This window comes from Trinickia acidisoli, from assembly GCF_017315725.1.
GTDB lineage: Bacteria > Pseudomonadota > Gammaproteobacteria > Burkholderiales > Burkholderiaceae > Trinickia > Trinickia acidisoli.
Genome location: NZ_JAFLRG010000001.1, coordinates 3,698,410 through 3,718,705 on the forward strand (window position 1 = coordinate 3,698,410; position 20,296 = coordinate 3,718,705).

General features: G+C 63.9%; 14 protein-coding genes and 1 pseudogene. 10 read left to right on the top strand and 5 right to left on the bottom strand.

The window, feature by feature from the left end; translation table 11 throughout:
* Positions 1-121 precede the first annotated feature (121 nt).
* On the bottom strand, positions 122-1,063 hold the full coding sequence (locus J3485_RS16985) for a DMT family transporter (RefSeq protein ID WP_206954907.1): 942 nt from the start codon (positions 1,061-1,063) through the stop codon (positions 122-124).
* Positions 1,064-1,220: 157 nt separating this feature from the next.
* On the opposite strand from J3485_RS16985, the pseudogene J3485_RS16990 reads away from it, so the two are divergent.
* Positions 1,221-1,688: pseudogene (locus J3485_RS16990) on the top strand (Lrp/AsnC family transcriptional regulator); the annotation flags it as partial.
* Positions 1,689-1,809: 121 nt separating this feature from the next.
* On the opposite strand, the gene J3485_RS16995 reads toward J3485_RS16990, so the two are convergent.
* Positions 1,810-2,721: an alpha/beta fold hydrolase gene (locus J3485_RS16995; protein WP_206954912.1), complete on the bottom strand. Its 912-nt coding sequence runs from the start codon at positions 2,719-2,721 to the stop codon at positions 1,810-1,812.
* A gap of 193 nt (positions 2,722-2,914) precedes the next feature.
* Here J3485_RS16995 and J3485_RS17000 point away from each other — a divergent pair, with 193 nt between their 5' ends.
* Positions 2,915-3,871: an NAD(P)H-dependent flavin oxidoreductase gene (locus tag J3485_RS17000; RefSeq protein ID WP_206954914.1), complete on the top strand. Its 957-nt coding sequence runs from the start codon at positions 2,915-2,917 to the stop codon at positions 3,869-3,871.
* Between the two features lie 19 nt (positions 3,872-3,890).
* On the opposite strand, the gene J3485_RS17005 is transcribed toward J3485_RS17000, so the two are convergent.
* Positions 3,891-7,316 carry a methylmalonyl-CoA mutase family protein gene (locus J3485_RS17005; RefSeq protein ID WP_206954923.1) on the bottom strand — a complete coding sequence of 1,142 codons (3,426 nt, stop codon included), beginning with the start codon at positions 7,314-7,316 and terminating at the stop codon, positions 3,891-3,893.
* Positions 7,317-7,977: 661 nt separating this feature from the next.
* Between J3485_RS17005 and J3485_RS17010 the strand changes: the two genes are divergently transcribed.
* Genes J3485_RS17010 through J3485_RS17030 form a run of 5 tightly spaced genes read left to right on the top strand, consistent with a single transcriptional unit; the run spans position 7,978 to position 12,892 of the window.
* The gene (locus tag J3485_RS17010; RefSeq protein WP_206954925.1) at positions 7,978-8,487 is read left to right on the top strand and encodes a gamma-glutamylcyclotransferase family protein; all 510 of its coding nucleotides are present in this window, start codon (positions 7,978-7,980) and stop codon (positions 8,485-8,487) included.
* A gap of 49 nt (positions 8,488-8,536) precedes the next feature.
* Positions 8,537-9,739 (top strand): pyridoxal phosphate-dependent aminotransferase, encoded by a 1,203-nt coding sequence (locus J3485_RS17015; RefSeq protein ID WP_206954926.1) that lies wholly within the window; start codon positions 8,537-8,539, stop codon positions 9,737-9,739.
* A 56-nt stretch (positions 9,740-9,795) separates the two neighbouring features.
* Entirely contained in the window at positions 9,796-10,398 is a 603-nt protein-coding gene (locus J3485_RS17020; RefSeq protein WP_206954928.1) for a LysE family translocator, read from the top strand.
* Between the two features lie 47 nt (positions 10,399-10,445).
* A complete protein-coding gene (locus J3485_RS17025) occupies positions 10,446-12,248 on the top strand; it encodes an NAD(P)/FAD-dependent oxidoreductase (protein ID WP_206954930.1) in 1,803 nt (600 codons plus the stop codon).
* Positions 12,245-12,892 (top strand): GNAT family N-acetyltransferase, encoded by a 648-nt coding sequence (locus tag J3485_RS17030; protein ID WP_206954932.1) that lies wholly within the window; start codon positions 12,245-12,247, stop codon positions 12,890-12,892. The genes J3485_RS17025 and J3485_RS17030 overlap by 4 nt, the downstream gene beginning before the upstream one ends.
* Before the next feature lie 143 nt (positions 12,893-13,035).
* On the opposite strand, the gene J3485_RS17035 is transcribed toward J3485_RS17030, so the two are convergent.
* Positions 13,036-14,142, bottom strand: a complete 1,107-nt coding sequence (locus J3485_RS17035) for a porin (protein ID WP_206954934.1) — start codon at positions 14,140-14,142, stop codon at positions 13,036-13,038.
* A 561-nt stretch (positions 14,143-14,703) separates the two neighbouring features.
* Positions 14,704-15,165, bottom strand: a complete 462-nt coding sequence (locus J3485_RS17040) for a hypothetical protein (RefSeq protein WP_206954936.1) — start codon at positions 15,163-15,165, stop codon at positions 14,704-14,706.
* 325 nt (positions 15,166-15,490) lie between these two features.
* Between J3485_RS17040 and J3485_RS17045 the strand changes: the two genes are divergently transcribed.
* The 3 genes from J3485_RS17045 to J3485_RS17055 all read left to right on the top strand — a co-directional run bounded on the left by J3485_RS17045 (position 15,491) and on the right by J3485_RS17055 (position 20,255).
* A complete protein-coding gene (locus tag J3485_RS17045) occupies positions 15,491-16,501 on the top strand; it encodes a bile acid:sodium symporter family protein (RefSeq protein WP_206954938.1) in 1,011 nt (336 codons plus the stop codon).
* A gap of 432 nt (positions 16,502-16,933) precedes the next feature.
* On the top strand, positions 16,934-18,202 hold the full coding sequence (locus tag J3485_RS17050) for a GGDEF domain-containing protein (RefSeq protein ID WP_206954941.1): 1,269 nt from the start codon (positions 16,934-16,936) through the stop codon (positions 18,200-18,202).
* Positions 18,203-18,383: 181 nt separating this feature from the next.
* Positions 18,384-20,255 carry an EAL domain-containing protein gene (locus J3485_RS17055; RefSeq protein WP_206954943.1) on the top strand — a complete coding sequence of 624 codons (1,872 nt, stop codon included), beginning with the start codon at positions 18,384-18,386 and terminating at the stop codon, positions 20,253-20,255.
* The last annotated feature ends 41 nt before the right edge of the window (positions 20,256-20,296 follow it).

A 20,296-nucleotide genomic window follows, 5' to 3' on the forward strand; every position in this document is an offset into this window, starting at 1 on the left:
GCCGTTCATCATCGAGGACGAACGGCGCAATTTCCGACGTGATCAGCGTCAGTTGTCATCATACCGACGCAGCCTCGTGCGACGCATCGGTGATTTCCCTGGAGATCGGGGATAGGGGCTTTCAGTCGCCTTTGGCGGCGCCGTACGCCGCGCGCGTTGCACGGTCGACACGCCGCGCCGGCACGATGCGCCATTTGAAATTCACCCCTGCAGCGGCGAGCAGAATCAACGCGGCGCCGACGAGCTGCACCCAGGCAAGCGTCTGCCCGAACGCGAAGCGGTCGCAAACGATGGCGACGATCGGGTAGATGAACGACAGCGCTGCCGTCATCGACGTCGGCAATTTCTGGATCGCCCCATAGAGCAGGACATAGACGAGCCCCGTGTGCACGACCCCGATCGTGCCGAGATCGGCCCACGGCATGAACGTCTTCGGCAATGCATGGAAGTTCACGAACGGTGCGAGCAGAAACACGCCGAGCGTGACCTGAATCAATGCGATCAACTGCGGCGGCGTGCCCTTCTGCCGCTTCGTAATGATCGAGGAAACAGCGTAGAAGAAAGCCGCCGCGAGCGCGTAGCCGATCCCTTTCAGATACTGCCCGGGCATGGCGAGCACCGCGGGCTGCACCTTCACGACGAGCATGAGCCCGGCGAACGCGACCCCGAGCCACGCCGCCGTCGACGCCGTGACGCGCTCGCGGAACACCACGGCGCCGAGCGCGACGAGCATGAATGGCTGCGTGTTGTAGGCGACCGTCGCCATCGAAATCGAGGCGCGCGAGTACGCCGCGAACAACAGCACCCAGTTCGCGACGATCGCCGCGCCGCCGACAGCCGCGAGCCCGAGCGTGCGCCACGTGAACATCTCTTTGCGGATCAACCCGAGCGCCAGGCAGATCGCGGCGAGCGTCGGTGCGCCGAGCGCGCAACGCACGAACACGACGTTTTGCGGCGATTGCCCCGACGCAACGACGAGCCATCCGATCGTGCCCGAGATCAACATCGCGGCGATCATCTCGATGGCGCCGCGCCGAACTTCCTTGCTTGCTTCGTGTGTCATGGATGCACCTGTCTTAGGTTTTTATCCGTCCTCTCCAACATCGAGGCGACATCGACGGATCGAAGATCGATGCAAATTAGTGTAGCGATTTGAATATCGCATAGACAGCATTAAACTAAGGCAAATCATTCATTTTCTCTTCGGAACGAAGGTCGATATGCCAAAACGCCTTGCCGATGGCTCAATCGCGGCGGACCTCGACGCAACCGATCGGACGCTGTTGCGCCTGCTCGCCGAGGATGCCCGCACGGCTACCGCCGACCTCGCGCGCGAAATCGGGCTCTCCGCGCCGAGCACGGCCGAGCGACTGCGGCGCCTCGAGACGCAAGGCGTCATCGAGCGCTACACGATACAACTCGATCCGCGCGCGCTCGGCTATACGCTGCAAGCGATCGTGCGCGTGAAGCCGCTGCCCGGGCAGTTGCATCTGGTCGAAGATGAAATTCGCCGCATTCCCGAATTCGTCGAGTGCGACAAAGTCACGGGCGACGATTGCTTCATCTGCCGCCTTTTTCTGCGCTCGATCGAGGAACTCGACGACATCCTGATGAAAGTCGGCGAGCGCGCCGAGACGAGCACGGCCATCGTCAAGGCAACGCCCGTCACGCGACGCTTGCCGCCGCTCGGGCCGGCCGAGCCCCGCGCGGCGAGAACAGAGAGAGCGGCCGGCGAGGTTCGACGGGGAACGGGGACGGAAGCGGAGAAGAAGCCGCGCGCACCCAAGCGCGGGGGGCGCTGAGACGCCCTCAGGCGCTCGCGATGCGCCCGTCCGATTCGTCGGTTTCGAAGAAATCGTGGATTTCGGCGATCAACGCATCGGGCGCTTCCTCGGGAATGTAATGCCCGCACGGCAACGCGCGAGCGCTGACGTCGCGCGCGACACGCTGCCATTCGTGCAGCGGATCGAAGCAGCGCGCCACGACGCCCTCGGCGCCCCACAGCACGCGCAAAGGGCAGCCGACCTTGCGGCCGCGCTCGAGATCGGCGCGGTCGTGTTCGAGATCGATCGTTGCCGAGGCGCGATAGTCCTCGCACATCGCATGCACCGCGCCGGGCGAGCGCAATGCCTCGCAATAAGCGCGCAGCGCATCGGGCTCGAACGGTGCGAGCCCGGCGTGACGGCCGCCCATCACCGATTTCACGTAGGCCTCCGGGTCCGCGCCGATCAGCGTTTCGGGCAGCGGCTGCGGTTGAATCAGGAAGAACCAATGGAAGTACGCCGTCGCGAACGCGCGGTCGGTGCCTTCGTACATCGCCAGCGTCGGCGCGATGTCGAGCAGCATCATGCGCTCGACGGCATCCGGATGATCGAGCGCCATCCGATGCGCCACGCGCGCCCCGCGATCATGCGCGCAGACGAAAAAGCGCTCGAACCCGAAATGACGCATGACGGCCACTTGATCGGCCGCCATCGCCCGCTTCGAATAGGGCGCGTGCGTGTCGTCGCTCGCGGGCTTGCCCGATTGTCCGTACCCGCGCAGATCGGTGGCAACGACGGTGAAATGCTCGGCAAGACGTCCGAGACAGCGATCCCAAATCCGATGCGTTTGCGGATGCCCGTGCAGCAGCAGCAGAGGGGGACCTTCTCCGCCCGTCAGCCCGAAGAGGTCGACGCCGTCTGCGTCGACGTGAAACGGAGTAAAGTCGGCAAAACTCATGGCTGTTCGCTCCTGCCTCTTATCGTTGTCCGAACCCCTCGTATTTTAAGGGCGTGGATGACGCCCGCTCGTTCGGAGCGCCACGAAACGTAGAAGCAGAGCACTCACTCCAACGTCCTGCGCCGCCATCGCCCGCGTTTACATCCTTTATAATTCGAACGTTCGTTCTTTTAATGAAGAGGAGACACGCGCCATGGCTCTGCCCGCCGTCCTACAGAATCTGACGCTGCCTATCGTCGCGTCGCCGATGTTCATCGTCAGCTACCCCGAGCTCGTGCTTGCGCAGTGCAAGGCCGGCATCGTCGGCTCGTTCCCTGCGCTGAACGCCCGGCCCGCCGAGCTGCTCGACGAATGGCTCACGCAGATGGGCGAGGCGCTTGCCGCGCATCGCGCCGCGAACCCGAACGCGCGAATCGGGCCGATCGCCGTCAATCAGATCGTTCATCAATCGAATGCGCGGCTCGAGCACGACGTGCGCGTCTGCGTCGACCACCAAGTGCCGATCTTCATCACGAGCCTGCGGGCGCCCGCCAAGGAGATCATCGACGCCGTTCATAGCTACGGCGGCATCGTGCTGCACGACGTCATCAATCTGCGCCACGCGCAGAAAGCGCTCGAAGCGGGCGTCGACGGTTTGATCCTCGTTGCGGCCGGCGCCGGCGGACACGCGGGCACGACGTCGCCGTTCGCGCTCGTCGGCGAAGTGCGGCGCGTTTTCGACGGCCCGATCGTGCTGTCAGGCTCGATCGCCAACGGCGGCTCGATCCTCGCCGCGCAGGCGATGGGCGCCGACCTCGCCTATATGGGCACGCGCTTCATCGCCACGCAAGAAGCGCACGCCGTCGACGACTACAAGCACGCGATCGTCAATGCGAGCGCCTCGGACATCGTCTATACGAACCTGTTTACGGGCGTGCACGGCAACTACATCCGCGAAAGCATCGTCAACGCGGGGCTCGACCCGGACGCGCTGCCCGCCTCCGATAAAACGAAGATGAACTTCGCGGGCGACAAAGCGAAAGCGTGGAAGGACATTTGGGGCGCGGGGCAAGGTGTCGGCTTGATGGATGACGTCCCGAGCGTCGCGGAACTCGTCGGGCGCCTGAAGCGCGAGTACGACGACGCGCGCGAGCGGCTGTCGCTGCGTTGAATACAGCCGCGGGCGCGGCTCACATAGTGCGCCGGTACTGCCCGCCCACTTCGAACAGCGCATGCGTGATTTGCCCAAGCGAGCAGACGCGCACGGCATCCATCAGCACCGCGAATACGTTCTCGCCATCGATCACGGCCCGTCGCAGTCGTTCGAGCATCGGCCCCGCTTCGTCGCGATGGCGAGCATGAAACGCGGCAAGCCGTTCGAGCTGGCTTTGCTTCTCTTCGCGCGTCGAACGCGCCAGCGCAAGCGGCCCGCGCGCCTCGTGTTCGTCGCCAGCCTCATCGGCCACGAACGTATTGACGCCGACGATCGGATACGAGCCGTCGTGCTTGCGATGCTCGTAGCGCATCGATTCGTCCTGGATGCGCCCGCGCTGGTAGCCCGTTTCCATCGCACCGAGCACGCCGCCGCGCGCCGTCAGCCGGTCGAACTCATCGAGCACCGCCGCTTCGACGAGATCCGTCAGTTCCTCGATGAGAAAGCTGCCTTGATTCGGATTCTGATTCTTCGCCAAGCCCCATTCGCGATTGATGATGAGCTGAATCGCGATCGCGCGACGCACCGACGCTTCCGTCGGCGTCGTGATCGCTTCGTCGAACGCGTTCGTGTGCAGCGAGTTGCAGTTGTCGTAGATCGCGATCAAGGCTTGCAGCGTCGTGCGGATGTCGTTGAACGCGATCTCTTGCGCATGCAGGCTGCGGCCCGACGTTTGCACGTGGTACTTGAGCTTCTGGCTGCGCGCGTTCGCGCCGTACCGCTCGCGCAGCGCCACGGCCCAGATGCGGCGCGCGACGCGGCCGAGCACCGCGTACTCGGGCTCCATCCCGTTCGAAAAGAAGAACGACAAGTTCGGCGCGAATTCGTCGATCGCCATGCCGCGCGCGAGATACGCCTCGACGTAGGTGAATCCGTTCGCAAGCGTATAGGCGAGTTGCGTGATCGGATTCGCGCCGGCCTCGGCGATGTGGTAGCCCGAGATCGACACCGAATAGAAATTGCGCACGCCGCGTTCGATGAAATAGGCCTGCACGTCGCCCATCATCTTCAAGCTGAACTCCGTCGAGAAGATGCAGGTGTTTTGGCCCTGGTCTTCCTTCAGGATGTCGGCCTGCACGGTGCCGCGCACTTCGCGCAGGGCGCGCTCGCGCGTGTCCTCGATCTCGCTTGCGCTCGGCGTGCGCTGCTCGGCCGCACAACGCGCCGCTAGCCGTTCGTGCTGCTGATCAATCGCCGCATTGAAGAACATCGCGAGAATCGTCGGCGCGGGGCCGTTGATCGTCATCGACACCGAGGTTGCCGGGTCGCACAAATCGAAACCGTCGTAGAGCGTCTTCATGTCGTCGAGCGTCGCGACCGATACGCCCGAGTTGCCGATCTTGCCGTAGATGTCGGGCCGCTCGTCGGGGTTCTCGCCGTAGAGCGTGACCGAGTCGAACGCCGTCGACAAGCGCCGCGCCGGCATGCCTTCGGAGAGCAGCTTGAAACGCCGGTTCGTGCGCGGCGGATCGCCCTCGCCCGCGAACATGCGCGTCGCGTCCTCGTTCTCGCGCTTGAACGGGAACACGCCGGCCGTAAACGGGAAGTCGCCCGGCAGGTTTTCGAGCATGAGCCAGCGCAGCGTCTCGCCGGGGTCGCGGAACTTCGGCAGCGAGACTTTGCGGATCGGCGTGCCCGACAGCGTCGTCGCCGTCAGCGGCGTGCGGATCTCGCGGCCGCGGATGGTCACGACGCGCTCGTCGCCGGCGTACTCGGCCACCGTGCGCGGCCACGCGTCGAGCAGCGCGTGCTCGCGCGCGCCGAGGCGCGCATCGCGCTCGGCGATCAGCGCATCGAGACGCGACGTCAGCGGATCGCCGGCCGGCATTCGCGGCGCGGAAGCGACATTCGTATGGGCGGCGTTCGTGCGAGCGGCATCGGCATCGCGAGCTACGTCGACGGCGGCGCCGTGTTGCATCGTCATCCGCTTCGCTTCCGTCAACTGCCATCGCTCGCGGGCGCATTGCGCCTGCTCGCGCGCCCGCGTGCGATACGCGCGCACGGTCTCCGCAATGTCCGACAAATAGCGGGCACGAGCGGCCGGCACGATGGCACCGCCGTCGCGTGACTGGCGCACATCGAGCCGAGGCAACCGCGCGCCTGTCTCGGGCGTACGCAGCCCGTGTTCGCGCAGCGCGTCGACGATGCGCCCGTAGAGGGCCGTCACGCCATCGTCGTTGAAGCGCGAGGCGATCGTGCCGATAACGGGCATGCGCTCGGGGTCTTGCGCGAACGCGCCCCGGTTGCGCTGCATCTGCTTGGCGACGTCGCGCAGCGCATCGAGCGCGCCGCTGCGGTCGAATTTGTTGATCGCGACGAAATCGGCGAAGTCGAGCATGTCGATCTTCTCGAGTTGACTCGCCGCGCCGAAATCGGGCGTCATCACATAGAGCGAGCGGTCGGCCACCTGCGCGATCGCGGCATCCCCCTGCCCAATGCCCGAGGTTTCGACGATGACGAGATCGACGCCAGCCGCCCGGCAAGCCGCGATCGCGTCGGGAATGACCTCGGGCAACTCGGTCGACGCCTCGCGCGTCGCGAGCGAGCGCATGAAGACGCGCGCGCCATGGCCCCAGTCGCCGATCGCGTTCATGCGAATCCGATCCCCCAGCAGCGCGCCGCCCGACTTGCGCCGCGAAGGGTCGATCGCGAGGACGGCGAGCGAGAGCGTGTCGCCATAGTCGAGCCGAAAGCGCCGCACGAGCTCGTCGGTCAGCGAGGACTTGCCGGCGCCGCCCGTGCCCGTCACGCCCAGCACGGGCACCGCTCGCGCAGCGCGTGCGCGCTCGGCGAGCGCCGTGCGCGTGGCCGCATCCGTCCGGCCGTTCTCGAGTGCGCTGATCAGCTTCGCGAGCGCACGCCGAGCCTCGAGCCCGCTCCCGCCGAGCGCCGCCAGCCATTGGGCCGCGCTTGTCTGCGCGCCCGAATCCGTGCGGGCCGCCCCCTTCGCGCACCGGGCGATCATGTCGTCGATCATTCCTTGCAGCCCGAGCCGCTGCCCAGCCTGCGGGGAATAGAGGCATTCGACGCCGTAGCGCATCAGCTCGTCGATTTCGTCGGCGACGATGACACCGCCGCCCCCGCCGAATACGAGCACGCGCTCGCCGCCGCCTTCGCGCAGCGCATCGACGAGATATTTGAAGTATTCGACATGGCCGCCTTGGTAGCTCGACACGGCGATGGCATCGGCATCTTCGTCGAGCGCCGCGCGCGCAACCTCGGCGACCGAGCGGTTGTGGCCGAGGTGAATCACCTCGACGCCGCTCGCCTGCAAGATGCGGCGGATGATGTTGATTGCCGCGTCGTGCCCGTCGAACAGCGCGGCGGCCGTCACGAAACGCAGACGCGGAGCCGGCGTCGGCCCCGCGGGGTCGAGACGTTGCGGCGTCGAAAGATCGGTCATGGCTGCCCTCGCTCGCGCATGCCGGCTGCGCACATGTAGCGGCTTCTCGCAGTATAGCCAACGGTGCACACGACTCGCGTGTGCCTCCCGTGCCGGATTTCGCGAGGGCGACCATCCCTGGACACCGGCCGGCAGATCGGCGAACTCGAACGGGGACAACCTATTACGGGCGGTGTAGTAACGGTTGCCGCGTCGAAGCCCATCCGCTTTAAACGACGCTCAGAAGCGCCTGCCAATGCACCCTTCTTCGGCAGTATTCCTGCTCGGCAGCAAGTCGCATGAATAACGGAACATGCAGCGATTAAAACGTTTTCATCTTATAAAATCAAGGCATCATTAAAATACATCGGATATCGCACAAATTTAATTTATAGGAAATAAATACCGATCGAGTGCGATTTCATATTTTTCCTTGCTCGATCGATCGGCGACGCTGTATTATTCGCCGTCCTCTAATAATACGAGAATTACGCAAACACCGGGAATTGCATCATTTCCATCGCCGAAAGCGAGCACTGTCACTTCGGCTTTCAGATTTGCACCAACGAGCTCTTCGTCTCTTTTTGCGGCGCCGAACGATCTCGCCTATTGTTTTCAGTTTGGCGAACGCATTTAGGTCGATCGGCGCTCGATGGATCACCAACTAAATTTAGAGTGAGTCATGAATCACGGGGAAAATGATTCGATTTGGTATTTCGCCTACGGCTCCAACATGGACCCCGCTCGCTTGATCGATGCGCGTCTTGCGCCGGCCGGGGTGGCATGTTTCGAGCGCGTGCTAGGCCGGCTCGACGATTGGGTATTGACGTTCGACAAACCCTCGGCCTATTTCCGCGGTGCGGCGGCTGCCAATCTGGCAGAGCACCCCGGCGCACATGTCCTTGGTGTCCTGAACCGAATCGCGAAGCAAGGGCTCGACGTTCTCGATCATTACGAGAACGTCGCAAGCGGCCATTACGAACGTGTTGCCGTCAGCATTTTACGCCCTGAATCCAACGAATACGTCTCCGCCGTCACTTATGTCGCCCGCAACAACCTAGATTCAGGATTGAAGCCGCGTGCGGCCTATCTCGCTCATCTATTTGCAGGGCGCGACATTCTTCCCGATGCCTATCTCGATCAGCTCAAATCGCTGCCGGTGTGCGACGAGACAAGCAGTCATCCGGGATAAATCATTTGGTTGAAAACGTTTTCTTCCTTGTTCATCCCAGGATTCTTTCATGTCATTCCTATCTGGCCGTTTGTCCAGCGTCAAACCGTCTGCCACGCTCGCCATTACGCAAAAGGCACGTATGCTCCGCGCGGAGGGCATCGATGTGATGTCGCTGTCCACTGGCGAGCCCGATTTCGATACGCCCGACCACATCAAGGAGGCGGCGATTGCCGCGATTCGGCGCGGCGAGACCAAGTACACGACGTCGGCCGGCATTCCCGAACTGCGCGAAGCGATCGCGCGCAAGTTTCAGCGCGAAAACGGCTTGAGCTACAAGCCGTCGCAGACGATCGTGAGCACCGGGGCCAAGCACGTGATCTTCAACGCACTGTTGGCCACCCTCGAACCGGGCGACGAAGTCCTCGTGCCGAGTCCGTACTGGGTTTCGTATCCGGAGATGGTGTCGCTGTGCGGCGGCATCCCGGTACCGGTCGAGACGCACACGCGCCATGCGTACAAGCTGCAGCCGGAGGACCTCGATCGCGCGATTACGCCACGCACCAAGTGGATCATTCTCAATTCGCCATCGAATCCGTCCGGCGCAGCCTACACGCGCGACGAACTGAAGGCGGTGACCGATGTGCTCGTGCGGCATCCGCATGTTTGGATTCTTACCGACGACATGTACGAGCACCTCGTCTATGACGATTTCGAGTTCGTTACGCCGGCTCAGATCGAGCCATCGCTCTACGAGCGCACCTTGACGATGAACGGTGTATCGAAAGCCTATGCGATGACAGGCTGGCGTGTCGGCTACGCGGCCGGCCCCAAGACGCTGATCGACGCAATGGATCTGATCCAGGGTCAGCAAACGTCCGGGACGTGTTCGATTGCGCAGTGGGCATCGGTCGAGGCGCTAAATGGGCCTCAGAGTCATCTGCCGCTTTTCAGGCATGCATTCAAGACGCGGCGCGATCTCGTGATCGACCTTCTGAATCGCATGCCGTATCTGCGGTGCGCCAAGCCGGAGGGCGCGTTTTATGTCTATCCGTCGTGCGCCGAGGCGATCGGCAAACGCACGCCGCAAGGCAAATTGATCAGCACCGACGAGGATTTCGTCACCGCGCTGCTCGAAGACGAAGCGGTGGCCACAGTGCACGGTAGCGCATTCGGCCTCGGACCGAACTTCCGCATCTCGTACGCGACGTCGACGCAGGTGCTCGAAGAAGCCTGCCGGCGCATTCATCGCTTCTGCGACAGCCTGCGGTGAAGGCCTTCCCGGGCCTCCTGGGAAATCATCCAATACCACAACGACCTAGCGCCACCATGATAAGCCCCGCCCCGATCGCCGTCGTGCCGCTGGCGACGTACTACATGATCATGTCGATCACGCCCGGCCCGAACAACGTCATGCTGACGACGTCGGGCGCCACGTTCGGTTTTGGCCGGACCGTGCCTCACGTCAGCGGCATCGTCTCCGGATGCGCGACCCAAACCTTTCTGCTTTGCATCGGATTCGGCGTCGTATTCACTTACTTCCCCTGGCTGCAAGGCATTCTGAAATGGTGCGGCGCCGCCTACCTCATCTATCTCGCATACAAGCTGGTCGGCGCGAAAGTTGCCAAGGCCACGGCGGTGACCAAGCCGCTGACGTTCTTCAACGCCGCGTTCTTCCAGGTCGTTAATCCGAAGGCATGGGTCAAGGCTGTCACGACGGCAACGCTGTTTCTACCGCCCGGAACATCGGCGTGGTCTGCCGGCATTCGCATTTTCACGGTCTGCGCGCTGATGAATTTTATATCCGGCTCGATCTGGACCTCGTTCGGCGTAGGCATCGGAAAACTGCTGACCAATGAATCGCGATTGCGCGTGTTCAATGCAAGTATGGCGTTGCTGCTGGTCGGGACCGCCATCATCGTGATCGTCTGATTCGGCCGGCAGTTGGAACCTGAGAAAACAATATCAAGGAAAACCACATGCAGATCCTGATCCTGGATCACCTGAATGGAGATCTGGCCAATCACATATTGGCCAAGAACGTAGTCTATCGGCCCGATGTGCTGAGCAAAGGGCGAGCGGCCCTTCGTAGCGCCCTCATGGAAAGCAACGTCGACGCGGTCGTGACGCGCGCACCGTTGCCAAGCGATGTCGTTGCCGCGTGGGCCGACGGCCAGCCCGAGCACCGTTACTACGTCTCGATTGGAAACCACGGCGACGCGGCGGACGCCGGCTCGTTCGGCTCCGCCGTCGTGCTGCCCATCGCCGACAGCGGTAAGGAAGACGTGTACATCGAGGCGCTCAAAACCCTCGAGCACGCCTTTACCGGCCGGTATGCGGAACGGCACAGCGCGAGCCTTGGCCGCGCGTCGGCCTCCCGGCGTGTCACGCTGATCGGTGGCGGCCTCGTCAACCTCATCACGGCGCATTACCTTTCACAGCACGATTACGAGGTCGAAATCATCGATGCTCGTCCCGATCCGCGCACGGATGCGTCGTGGACGTCGTTCGCATGCAGTCGTGGCGGCGATGACGCTCGCATGTTCACGCTTTCGGAAATGGACAACTACAACGCGCGTGAAATTCATGAAACGATGAATACCGAATTCCAGCGCACGGTGTCGGATCGGGGGTGGGCAACGTATCACGCCGGCAGCCTGTCGCGTGAAGAGCACGCTTGGGTGGCGGAGTTCGAGAGCATCCCGACTTGGCTGGCCGATAGCTACAACGACGACATCTTTTCTTTGACGCGCGAAAGCAAAGGGCTGTGGGACGCATGGATCGACAGCGATCCCGAGCTTTTCCAGGACAGCCTGATCCGCGACGGGGTGCTGCGGATTTACTCGGACGTGGGTCACTTCGAGGCGGCAATCGCGCGACAGAAGCGAATCGGCGCGGCGCGTTCGGTATTGTCTGGCGACGAGGTTGCGCGTGAGCAGCCCGCACTCGCCGCGGCGGTGGAGGGAGGCCATATCGTCGGCGGAGTGAACGTCGTCGGTTTCACGATCAACGCGCACAAGTTCATGCGACAACTGCTCGATCGGCTGGAGGCCAACGGGGTACGCACACATTGGAATCGGCGGGCGCAGCATCTCATGTTCGATGCGCGTGGCGACGTGACGGGCGTCAGACTGGCCGACGAACTGCTGCTTGCCGAAAACGTAGTCATCTCGCCCGGCGCCTATGGCGATACGCTGCTGAAGGGCACGGCTTCGGAAGGGAAAATCAACGGAGTCATCGGGGCATGGCTCAGGTTGCCTAACCTCGATGAACCGCTGCGCAATTCGCTCAAGCTGGCGCGCAAGGGCCATGTCACCGAGGATGCGAACATCACCGTGGCCACCGACGAGAACGGCAAGCCAATCATGATCATCGGGTCCGGATACGGCTATACCGGCGTCGATGCGAGCAATATCGATCGGCGTCTGCTCAAAGTGATATACGACGGGCTCATCGACACCGCGCAGAAATATTTCCCGCACGCGTACCAGGCCGCGATGGCGTCGGGTGATCTAGAGAGCGGACTCAAATATTGCGTTCGCCCATGGACATCGTCGAGCCTCGGCATCTTCGAAACGATTCCGACCGCACGTGCGGGGTACTGTGTCGTGACCGGCGGTCACAACACGGGCGGATTTGCGCAAGCGCCGGCGATCGGGCGGGCTGTCGTCGCCGCGTTGACTGGGCAGGCCCATCCAATGCATACCCTGTATCGTCCCGACCGGTCATCCATGTTCCTCGCCTCTTCCCAAAGTCGACCCGCGACTCGGAAGTATGCATGACGGGCCGTGCCCGCCGCGCCGAGTCCTTCGCGCTACGCGGGCGCTACGTCGCGCTGAGCCCGCTCGATCCGGCGGTTCACGCCGGGCCGCTGTATGCAATGTCCCACGGCCCGGGCCGTGCATCCTTGTGGCGCTTCCTGCGCGACGGGCCGTTTGCCGATCTGCCGGCTTATCGCGCTCACCTGGACGAACTCGTTAGCCGCGACTTGTTCATGCCGTTCGTGATCGTGGCCAGCGGATCCGGCGAGGTCGTCGGCAAGGTGAGCCTCATACGCTTTTGCGCCGAGCATCGTTCCATCGAGATCGCCTATGTGCTGTTTTCTCCGGTGTTGCAAGGCACCCGTGGCGGGACCGAGGCGTTATACCTGCTTGTCCGCCACGCGTTCGAGCACCTGGGCTGTCGTCGCTGCGAATGGCGATCCGATACGGAGAACCAAGCATCGATCCGCGCGGCGCTGAGGCTCGGTTTTCGCGAGGAGGGCGTCCTTCGGCGGCACATGATCGTCAAGGCGCACAGTCGCGATACCGCGGTGCTTTCGCTGCTCGATCTTGAATGGCCTGCACGCAAGACGGCAATCGATCGTTGGCTGGCTCCGACGAACTTCGACACGGCGGAGCGTCAAATCTCTTCGCTCCAGCGCTAGTTGGCGTGATATTCGTGAAATTGCGCAATTTCCGGGGCGGCGGCGCGGCCTGAGGCTCATGCCGAACGATTGACGCATCAAACGACGCTTCGCACGGCCGAGTGGAACCCATCCCGGCCGCGCGAAGCCGTCAAGCGGCCCCTTTAGAACTTCGCGCGAATGCCCGCGCCGATCGTCTGCCCCGTCGACAAGCTGCTCAGTTGGTCGTTCATGTAGGCCGCGTACAGATCCGTGCGCTTGGACAACGGATAGTCATAGCCGACCGCCCACGTACGACGCGTTTGGTCGAGACCGCCGCTATCACGCGAGTATGCGTACGAGGCCATCACGGTGCCGGGGCCGACGGGCACCGTCACGCCGCCCTGCCCGGTATTGACGTGCCAGCTACCGCTGATCAGTTCGTCGTTCTTCGTGTACATGTACTGGGCGTAGAACTTCACGAACTTCAGATCGTAGGTGGCGCCGAGCTGGCCGACGCTCTGGCTCTTGAACGCCACGGCCGTGCCGAACGGCGAGACCGTGCCGAGGTCGTTCGGCGCGTTGTTGAAGTTCACGTACTGATAAACGCCCGTCGCGGCGAACGCCCCGTGGAAGTACAGGAACTGCGCGCTCCACTTCTTCGCGCCGTTGTCGCCGGCCTGATTGCCGAGGCCGTACATGACGTTGCCCGACAGGCCGTTGTAATCGGGCGTCGAGTACTCGACCGCGTTGTTCCAGCCCGAATCGCCGACGACGCCGGTGTCGGTCGTGTAGGTCGCCCCCGTCGGAATCGCCGTGTTGCCGAGGAACACGTGATAAACCATCGGCGAGAACGTGTACGAATCGATGAACGGATTGAACAGGATCGTCGAGACGAACAGCGGTGTCGTCAGGCGGCCCGCCGTCACCGTGCCGTACGGCGTTTCGAGGCCGACGTACGCGTTGCGCGAGAAGTAGCTGTCGCCCGAGAAGCGGCCGTAGGCGCCGTTTTGCGGCAGGAAGAAGTCTTCCAACGTGAAGACGGCCTTATAGCCGCCGCCGAGATCCTCGGCGCCCTTCATGCCCCAATACGACGTCGACATCCCGCCGCCGCCCACGACGTACGCGCGCTGCCCGCCCGGGAATTGCTGCATCCCCGCCCACGTATCGACTTGGCCGTAGAGCTGCACGCTCGATTGGGCTTGAGCGGCGCTCGCCCCGGCGGCGGCGAAGGCGGCAACGGCCGCCATGCGAAGACTGGTTTTCAGCGCGCGGCTGACGTTGGCTTTCATGAGATCTCCTGTCTTTATCAGAAAAGTGAAGCGTGCGAATCGCATTGGGGGGCCGTGGGTCGCCTACATTGTTCGGGGGCGGCACCATCGTTACGGACCATATTTCCGGACAAAATTACGCCCGCTTATTGCCGGTATAGCGATTCGCTTAAGCGTGCGGGTTGCCGGGGCGCAAACGCCCGCGCCCGGTGCCCGCGGACGCTCGCGCGCACCCCGGACGTGCGCCGCGATCAGCCGGAAAGCCGCGCCGGCGCTCGCTCGCAGCCGTACGCTCCGAAACTGGGAGAAATAGTGACCCACGCACGAAGGACGACAAAATGATTTCGTCAGAGGACGACTTCTTTGACGCGGGAAATCGAGGTTTGCGAGGCAAAGTGTGGCGAAATTGCATCATGGCGGCAGCGATCGAGCGCGCGGCGGGCCGAAATGCGTCGGAGCGAAAAGCAAAAAGAAGGGAAAAGACCGACGCGCAGCGCGGTTTTCGGGAGCGGTTTTGGATACCTTCCCGTGCGGAACGGATCGCGACGCTGACGGCGCCGACGGCACCGACGGCCCAGGGCGCTAATTGCGGTAGTAGACGGACGGCGTCTGCGGCGGGCGCGGCGACGGCGCGCTCGGCGGACGCGGCACGCGATTCGCGTCGCGCTCCTCGTTATAGCGAGCGATATCGGCGCGCAGCGAGCCGGCGCGCAGGTAGGCGGCTCCGCCCTCGCGCGCGAGCGTGCGGGCTTCCTCGCTGACGGGTCGGTACGGGACGGTAGGCGGGGCGATCGCCGGCGCCGGCACCCTGCGTGCGCCGCCGTGGCCGTACGGGTCGGTCGCCATGACAAAAGCATGCGGCGCGCGGCGCGGCCCCGTGACGGCCGCCGGGCGGCTCGGGCCGCGCCAGAACGTGCGGGCTTGCGGTGCGGCGGTATGGCCCCGATAACCGTGCGGCGGCTGAGCATGGGCGATCGAAGCCGCGGCCACGCACAGCGCAGCCGCCACCCAACGTCCAAAGATTTTCAAAGCCGAATCCGCCATGATCGAAGTACTCGCCCACCCTCTGCCGGGATGCCTTCGTGCACCGGCGCGCCGCAGGCGCGTTCCTTACCGAGCGGTCGTCAGATAAATCGCGCTCCGAGGGATCCCGTGAAGTAATTTATGGGCCGCCCATCGAGGTGTCGAGGCAAAAAGTGTTAGGCGGGCGACGCCGTTGTAACTCGGTGTTACTGTGGCGGTTTTGTCTGTCTACGGGTATGCGCGCGGCCTTGCGCCGGCACCGTCCGGCGGCAGTGGGAACGCATTTTTCTACCTGCTTTTAACGCCATCTTTTTGCGCGCCTTTCGAAATAGCGAGAAGTTTGTTTATGCGTCGTCCTCCCTTTCTGGTTCCAGACAATTTCACCCTAGCGCTCGTCGGCACCGTCGTCTTCGCGAGCTTTTTGCCGTGCCGGGGCGAAACGGCCGTCGCCGTCAATTGGGTGACCAATATCGCCATCGGCCTGCTGTTTTTTCTGCATGGCGCGAAGCTGTCGCGCGAAGCCGTGGTGGCCGGTGCCACGCACTGGCGGCTGCATGTCCTCGTGTTCGTGAGCACGTTCGTCATGTTTCCGCTGCTCGGGCTCGCGTTGAAGCCGCTCGTCGCGCCGCTCGTCACGCCGGCGCTCTATGCGGGCATTCTGTTTCTGTGCACGCTGCCCTCGACCGTTCAGTCGTCGATCGCGTTTACGTCGATCGCACGCGGCAACGTGCCGGCCGCCGTCTGTAGCGCGTCGGCATCGAGCCTCATCGGCATTTTCCTCACGCCCGCGCTCGTGAGCATCGTGGTCACCAATCACGCGGGCGCATCGGGCTCGGGCTGGCATACGGTCGGCGCGATCGTCATGCAGTTGCTCGTGCCGTTCGTCGCCGGCCAACTGCTGCGGCCCCTGATCGGCCCGTGGCTCGATCGCCACCGCCTCGTCCTGCGCTTCGTCGACCAAGGCTCGATCCTGCTCGTCGTCTACACAGCGTTCAGCGAGGCCGTCAACGAGGGCCTTTGGCACCATTTGCCGCTCACCGCCCTTGCCGGATTATTCGCCGTCAACGCACTGCTGCTGGCCGCGGCGCTCGGCATCACATCGTTCACGAGCAAGCGCCTCGGTTTCAATCGCGAAGACCAGATCACGATCATCTTTTGCGGCTCGAAGAAAAGTCTCGCATCGGGCATCCCGATGGCCAAGGTCATCTTCGCGTCGCAAGCCGTCGGCGCCGTCGTCTTGCCGCTCATGCTGTTCCATCAAATGCAGTTGATGGTCTGCGCGGCGCTTGCCCAGCGCTGGGCCATGCGCGACACCTACCCGGAAGATTCGGAGCCGGCCGGGGCTCGTCCGCACTAGACGCCGCTTGGGCGGGGCGCAGCCGCCCCGCCCAAGCGGGTGCGACGCATACCGATTCAGCCGCTGCGCCGATATTGCATTGCATCCAAAACCGCGGTTATACAGAAAGACGATTACCGCTCCGGTGATTTTGCACCGCGAAAATCCAATCGCGCAGCAAACGTTTGCCCTTTTGGCATAACCTCGGCGAAACCCGAAAGTTACAAAAACGTGCCGCGCGCAATTACCCCACGAGCCCTCGTTACATTCGACCCCAGCCCCTACCCGCGCGGCGCAAAGCACCGCCCGGCGGACGGCGGCCGTCCATGACTCATAAATCTTATTAAAATCGTCGCGCTCGACATTTAGCGCTATTAGAATGTCGCGACGAAACGGGGTGCCGACAAGCTTTTTCCGTGAATGCCGAAAATGCACGTCCAAGCGAGACAATAAATGAACAGCGAGGATCAATCCGACGACGTTCGCCATGAAGCGGCGTCGCGCCGTATGCGGCGCCTGCGGGGGCGGCGCGCCAAGACGATCGAGGCGCCGGAAGACAATCATTCATTCGAAGACTACGCGGCCCATCGGCTGTCGTCGTTTCTTTGCGCGCAACTCGCGACGGCGCTCGTCGGCTACGTCGTGCTCGTCGCCGGCGACGCCTGGCTCGACAAGCAGCGCATGGCGAGCGCCGCCCTCACGGGCGCCCTGCCGGCGCTGCCGATGGCAGCCGCGCTCGTCGTCGCTTGGGCCAAAGGCAGCGGGCTGCGCGCCAGCTTGGCCGCCCTCGCCTTTATCGCCTCGCTCGAGGCCGGCATCGTGCTGCATGCGCTGCAGTGGGGCGACGGCATGCTCATCGTGCTGCCCGCGTTCGTGCTCATTCCGCTCACGTTCAGCCCCGTCCTGCTGCGTGGGTGGGACTTCCCGGCCGCGGCCGCACTCGCCGTGGCGGGGCCGCTCGCGCTCGTCGCCGTCAGCAAACCACCCGCCGTCGAGCAGTTTGGCGTCGTGCTGTCGATGTTCATCGCGATCTCGACGAGCCTCGTCACGAATCTGTTCGCCCTGCGCTCGCAAAAGAAAAGCTTTCGGCTCGAGCGCCAGTTGCGCGCGTTCGCCGACATCGACGAGCTCACGCAGCTCCCGCGTCGGCGCCGCGTATTCGAGCTCGGGCGCCGCATCTTGCTGCGCGCCGAGCGCGTGGGCCAGCCGTTTTCCGTGCTCTATATCGATGCCGACCATTTCAAGGCCGTCAACGACCGCTTCGGCCACGATGCCGGCGATCGCGCGCTGCATCTCGTGGCGCAGCAAATCCAACACAGCATGAGGCCGAGCGACGTCGCAGGCCGCTTCGGCGGGGAGGAGTTCGTCGTGCTCCTGCCCGGCACCGATCAGCAGGACGCGGCGCGCGTTGCCGAACGTCTGCGCCGGCGCATTGAAGACTCGCGCTTGCTCGAAGTCACGCTGACGATCAGCGTAGGAGTTGCACAGCACGTGCGCGGCGAACCGATCGAGCGCGTGATCCGGCGCGCGGACGCCGCGTTGCTGGATGCGAAAGGCAGCGGACGCAACCGCGTCGTCATCGCCGAGCGGCCGCTCGACGCGGCCTCGCTCCAGGATGCCGAGACGACGATCGGGATCGCCGATCGCGTGCGCGAGCACGTACGGGCCGACGCGGCGAACGACGCACTCGCGCAGCCGGGACGCGAGCCCGTCGCCGACTAGCACGGGGGCGCATGGGCGAGCCCGACCCGGGCGGCGCAACGCGGCACGAGCGGAAACGGGCGGCGGGCGGCATGCGTCGCACGCACCATGTTGGTGCACAACTTCACCGAAAATTCATTCAACTCTCAACCATCGCGGTCGATAAGCCGACTATCCAATCATTCCGGCTTGTTGTCGCATCATGTCCTTGAGCCAGCCATCGCCGCTCGGCGAGCCGAAAGTCGCCGAGTTGATCGCGCAGCGCGCGCTTAGCGCCGTCTTCCAGCCCATCGTCGATTTCGACGGCGGCACCATTCTCGGTTACGAAGGGCTCATCCGCGGCCCGGCGGGTTCGACGCTGGAATCGCCGGGCGCACTGTTCTCGCAGGCGGCGCGCGAAGGGCTGTCGGTCGCGCTCGAGCATGCGGCCGCGCGCACGTGCGTCTCGGCATTCACGCGCCTCGGATGCGAAGGCAAGCTATTCCTCAATTTCAGCGCCGATGCGCTCGTCGCGCTCGGCAAGACGCGCGATCGCACGATCGCCTGGCTGCAGCGGCGCAGCCTCAACGTCGATCGCATCGTGCTCGAACTCACCGAGCAATGCGCGATCGCCGACGTGACGAGCTTCGCGCCTGCCGTCAGCGCGCTGCGCGAGACGGGCATTCAGTTCGCGCTCGACGATTACGGCACGGCCAATGCAAGCATGAACCTGTGGGTGCGCCTGCAACCGGACGTCGTCAAGATCGATCGCTTTTTCATCGACGACATCGCCAACGATCCGCTCAAGTTCGAGGCCGTGCGCGCCATGCAGCATTTCGCGGGGGCAAGCGGCGCGCGGCTCGTCGCCGAAGGCATCGAAAATGCGGCAGACCTGATCGTCGTGCGCGACATGGGCATCGCGCTCGGCCAAGGCTTTTTCTTCGGTCGCCCCGATGCGCGCGCGGCGCGCGAACTGACCGAGGCGGCGCGCGCGGCGCTCGGCGCCGAGCACATCGCCGTGTTCCCCGGCGCGACGCGCAGCCCCGTCGCCGCCTCGCCCTCGGGCGGCATGGCCGCCGCGAAGATGATCGTCACCGCGCCCGCGTTGCCCAAGAGCGCGACAAACAACGACGTGCTCGAGCTGTTCAACCGCTTGCCGACGCTGCACGCGGTGGCGGTGGTCGAGCACGAGCGTCCGATCGCGCTGATCAACCGGCGCAGCTTCATGGATCGCTATGCGCTGCCCTATCACCGGGAGCTGTTCGGCAAGCGCCCCTGCATGTTGTTCGCGAATGCCTCGCCCGTCGTCATCGAAAAATCGATGACGGTCGAGCAGATGGCCAAGCTGCTCGCGAGCGACGATCAACGCTATCTCGCCGACGGCTTCGTCATCACGGACGAAGGCCGCTATGTTGGCCTCGGCACCGGCGAGAGCCTCGTGCGCGCCGTCACCGAAGTGCGCATCGAAGCGGCTCGCTACGCCAATCCGCTCACGTTCCTGCCGGGCAACATTCCGATCAGCTCGCATATCGCGCGGCTCGTCGAGCATCGCGCCGAGTTTTGCGCCTGCTACGTCGATTTGAACCATTTCAAGCCGTTCAACGATCGTTACGGCTACTGGCAAGGCGACGAGGTGCTCAAGTTCGGGGCGGCCGTCCTAGCCGACATCTGCGACCCGACGCGCGATTTCCTCGGACACGTGGGCGGCGACGACTTTCTCGTGCTGTTTCAAAGCGACGACTGGCGCGAGCGCGCGGCCCGCGCGTTGCGCGCGTTCAATGCGGGTGCGCTGCGCTTTTACGCGGACGAAGACCGCACCGCGGGCGGCATTCACGGCGAGGACCGGCGCGGCAATCCGACTTTCTTCAGCTTCGTGACAATGGCCATCGGCTGCGTGCGCGTCACGCCCGGCGAGCGCGGCGCGCTACCGTACGGCAGCGAGGAAATCGCGTCCGTGGCGGCACTCGCCAAGCATCGAGCCAAGCAACAGGCCGACGGCTTCTTCGTGATCGACCTCGACGAAGGCGCCCTGCAACTGCACCTGCACGAACCGCAGAGCGCGACCGCACTCCAGCGCACCCCTGCGCTCGGCTAATGCGCGGCTCAATCGGACAGCGCCGGCGACCCCAATTTCAA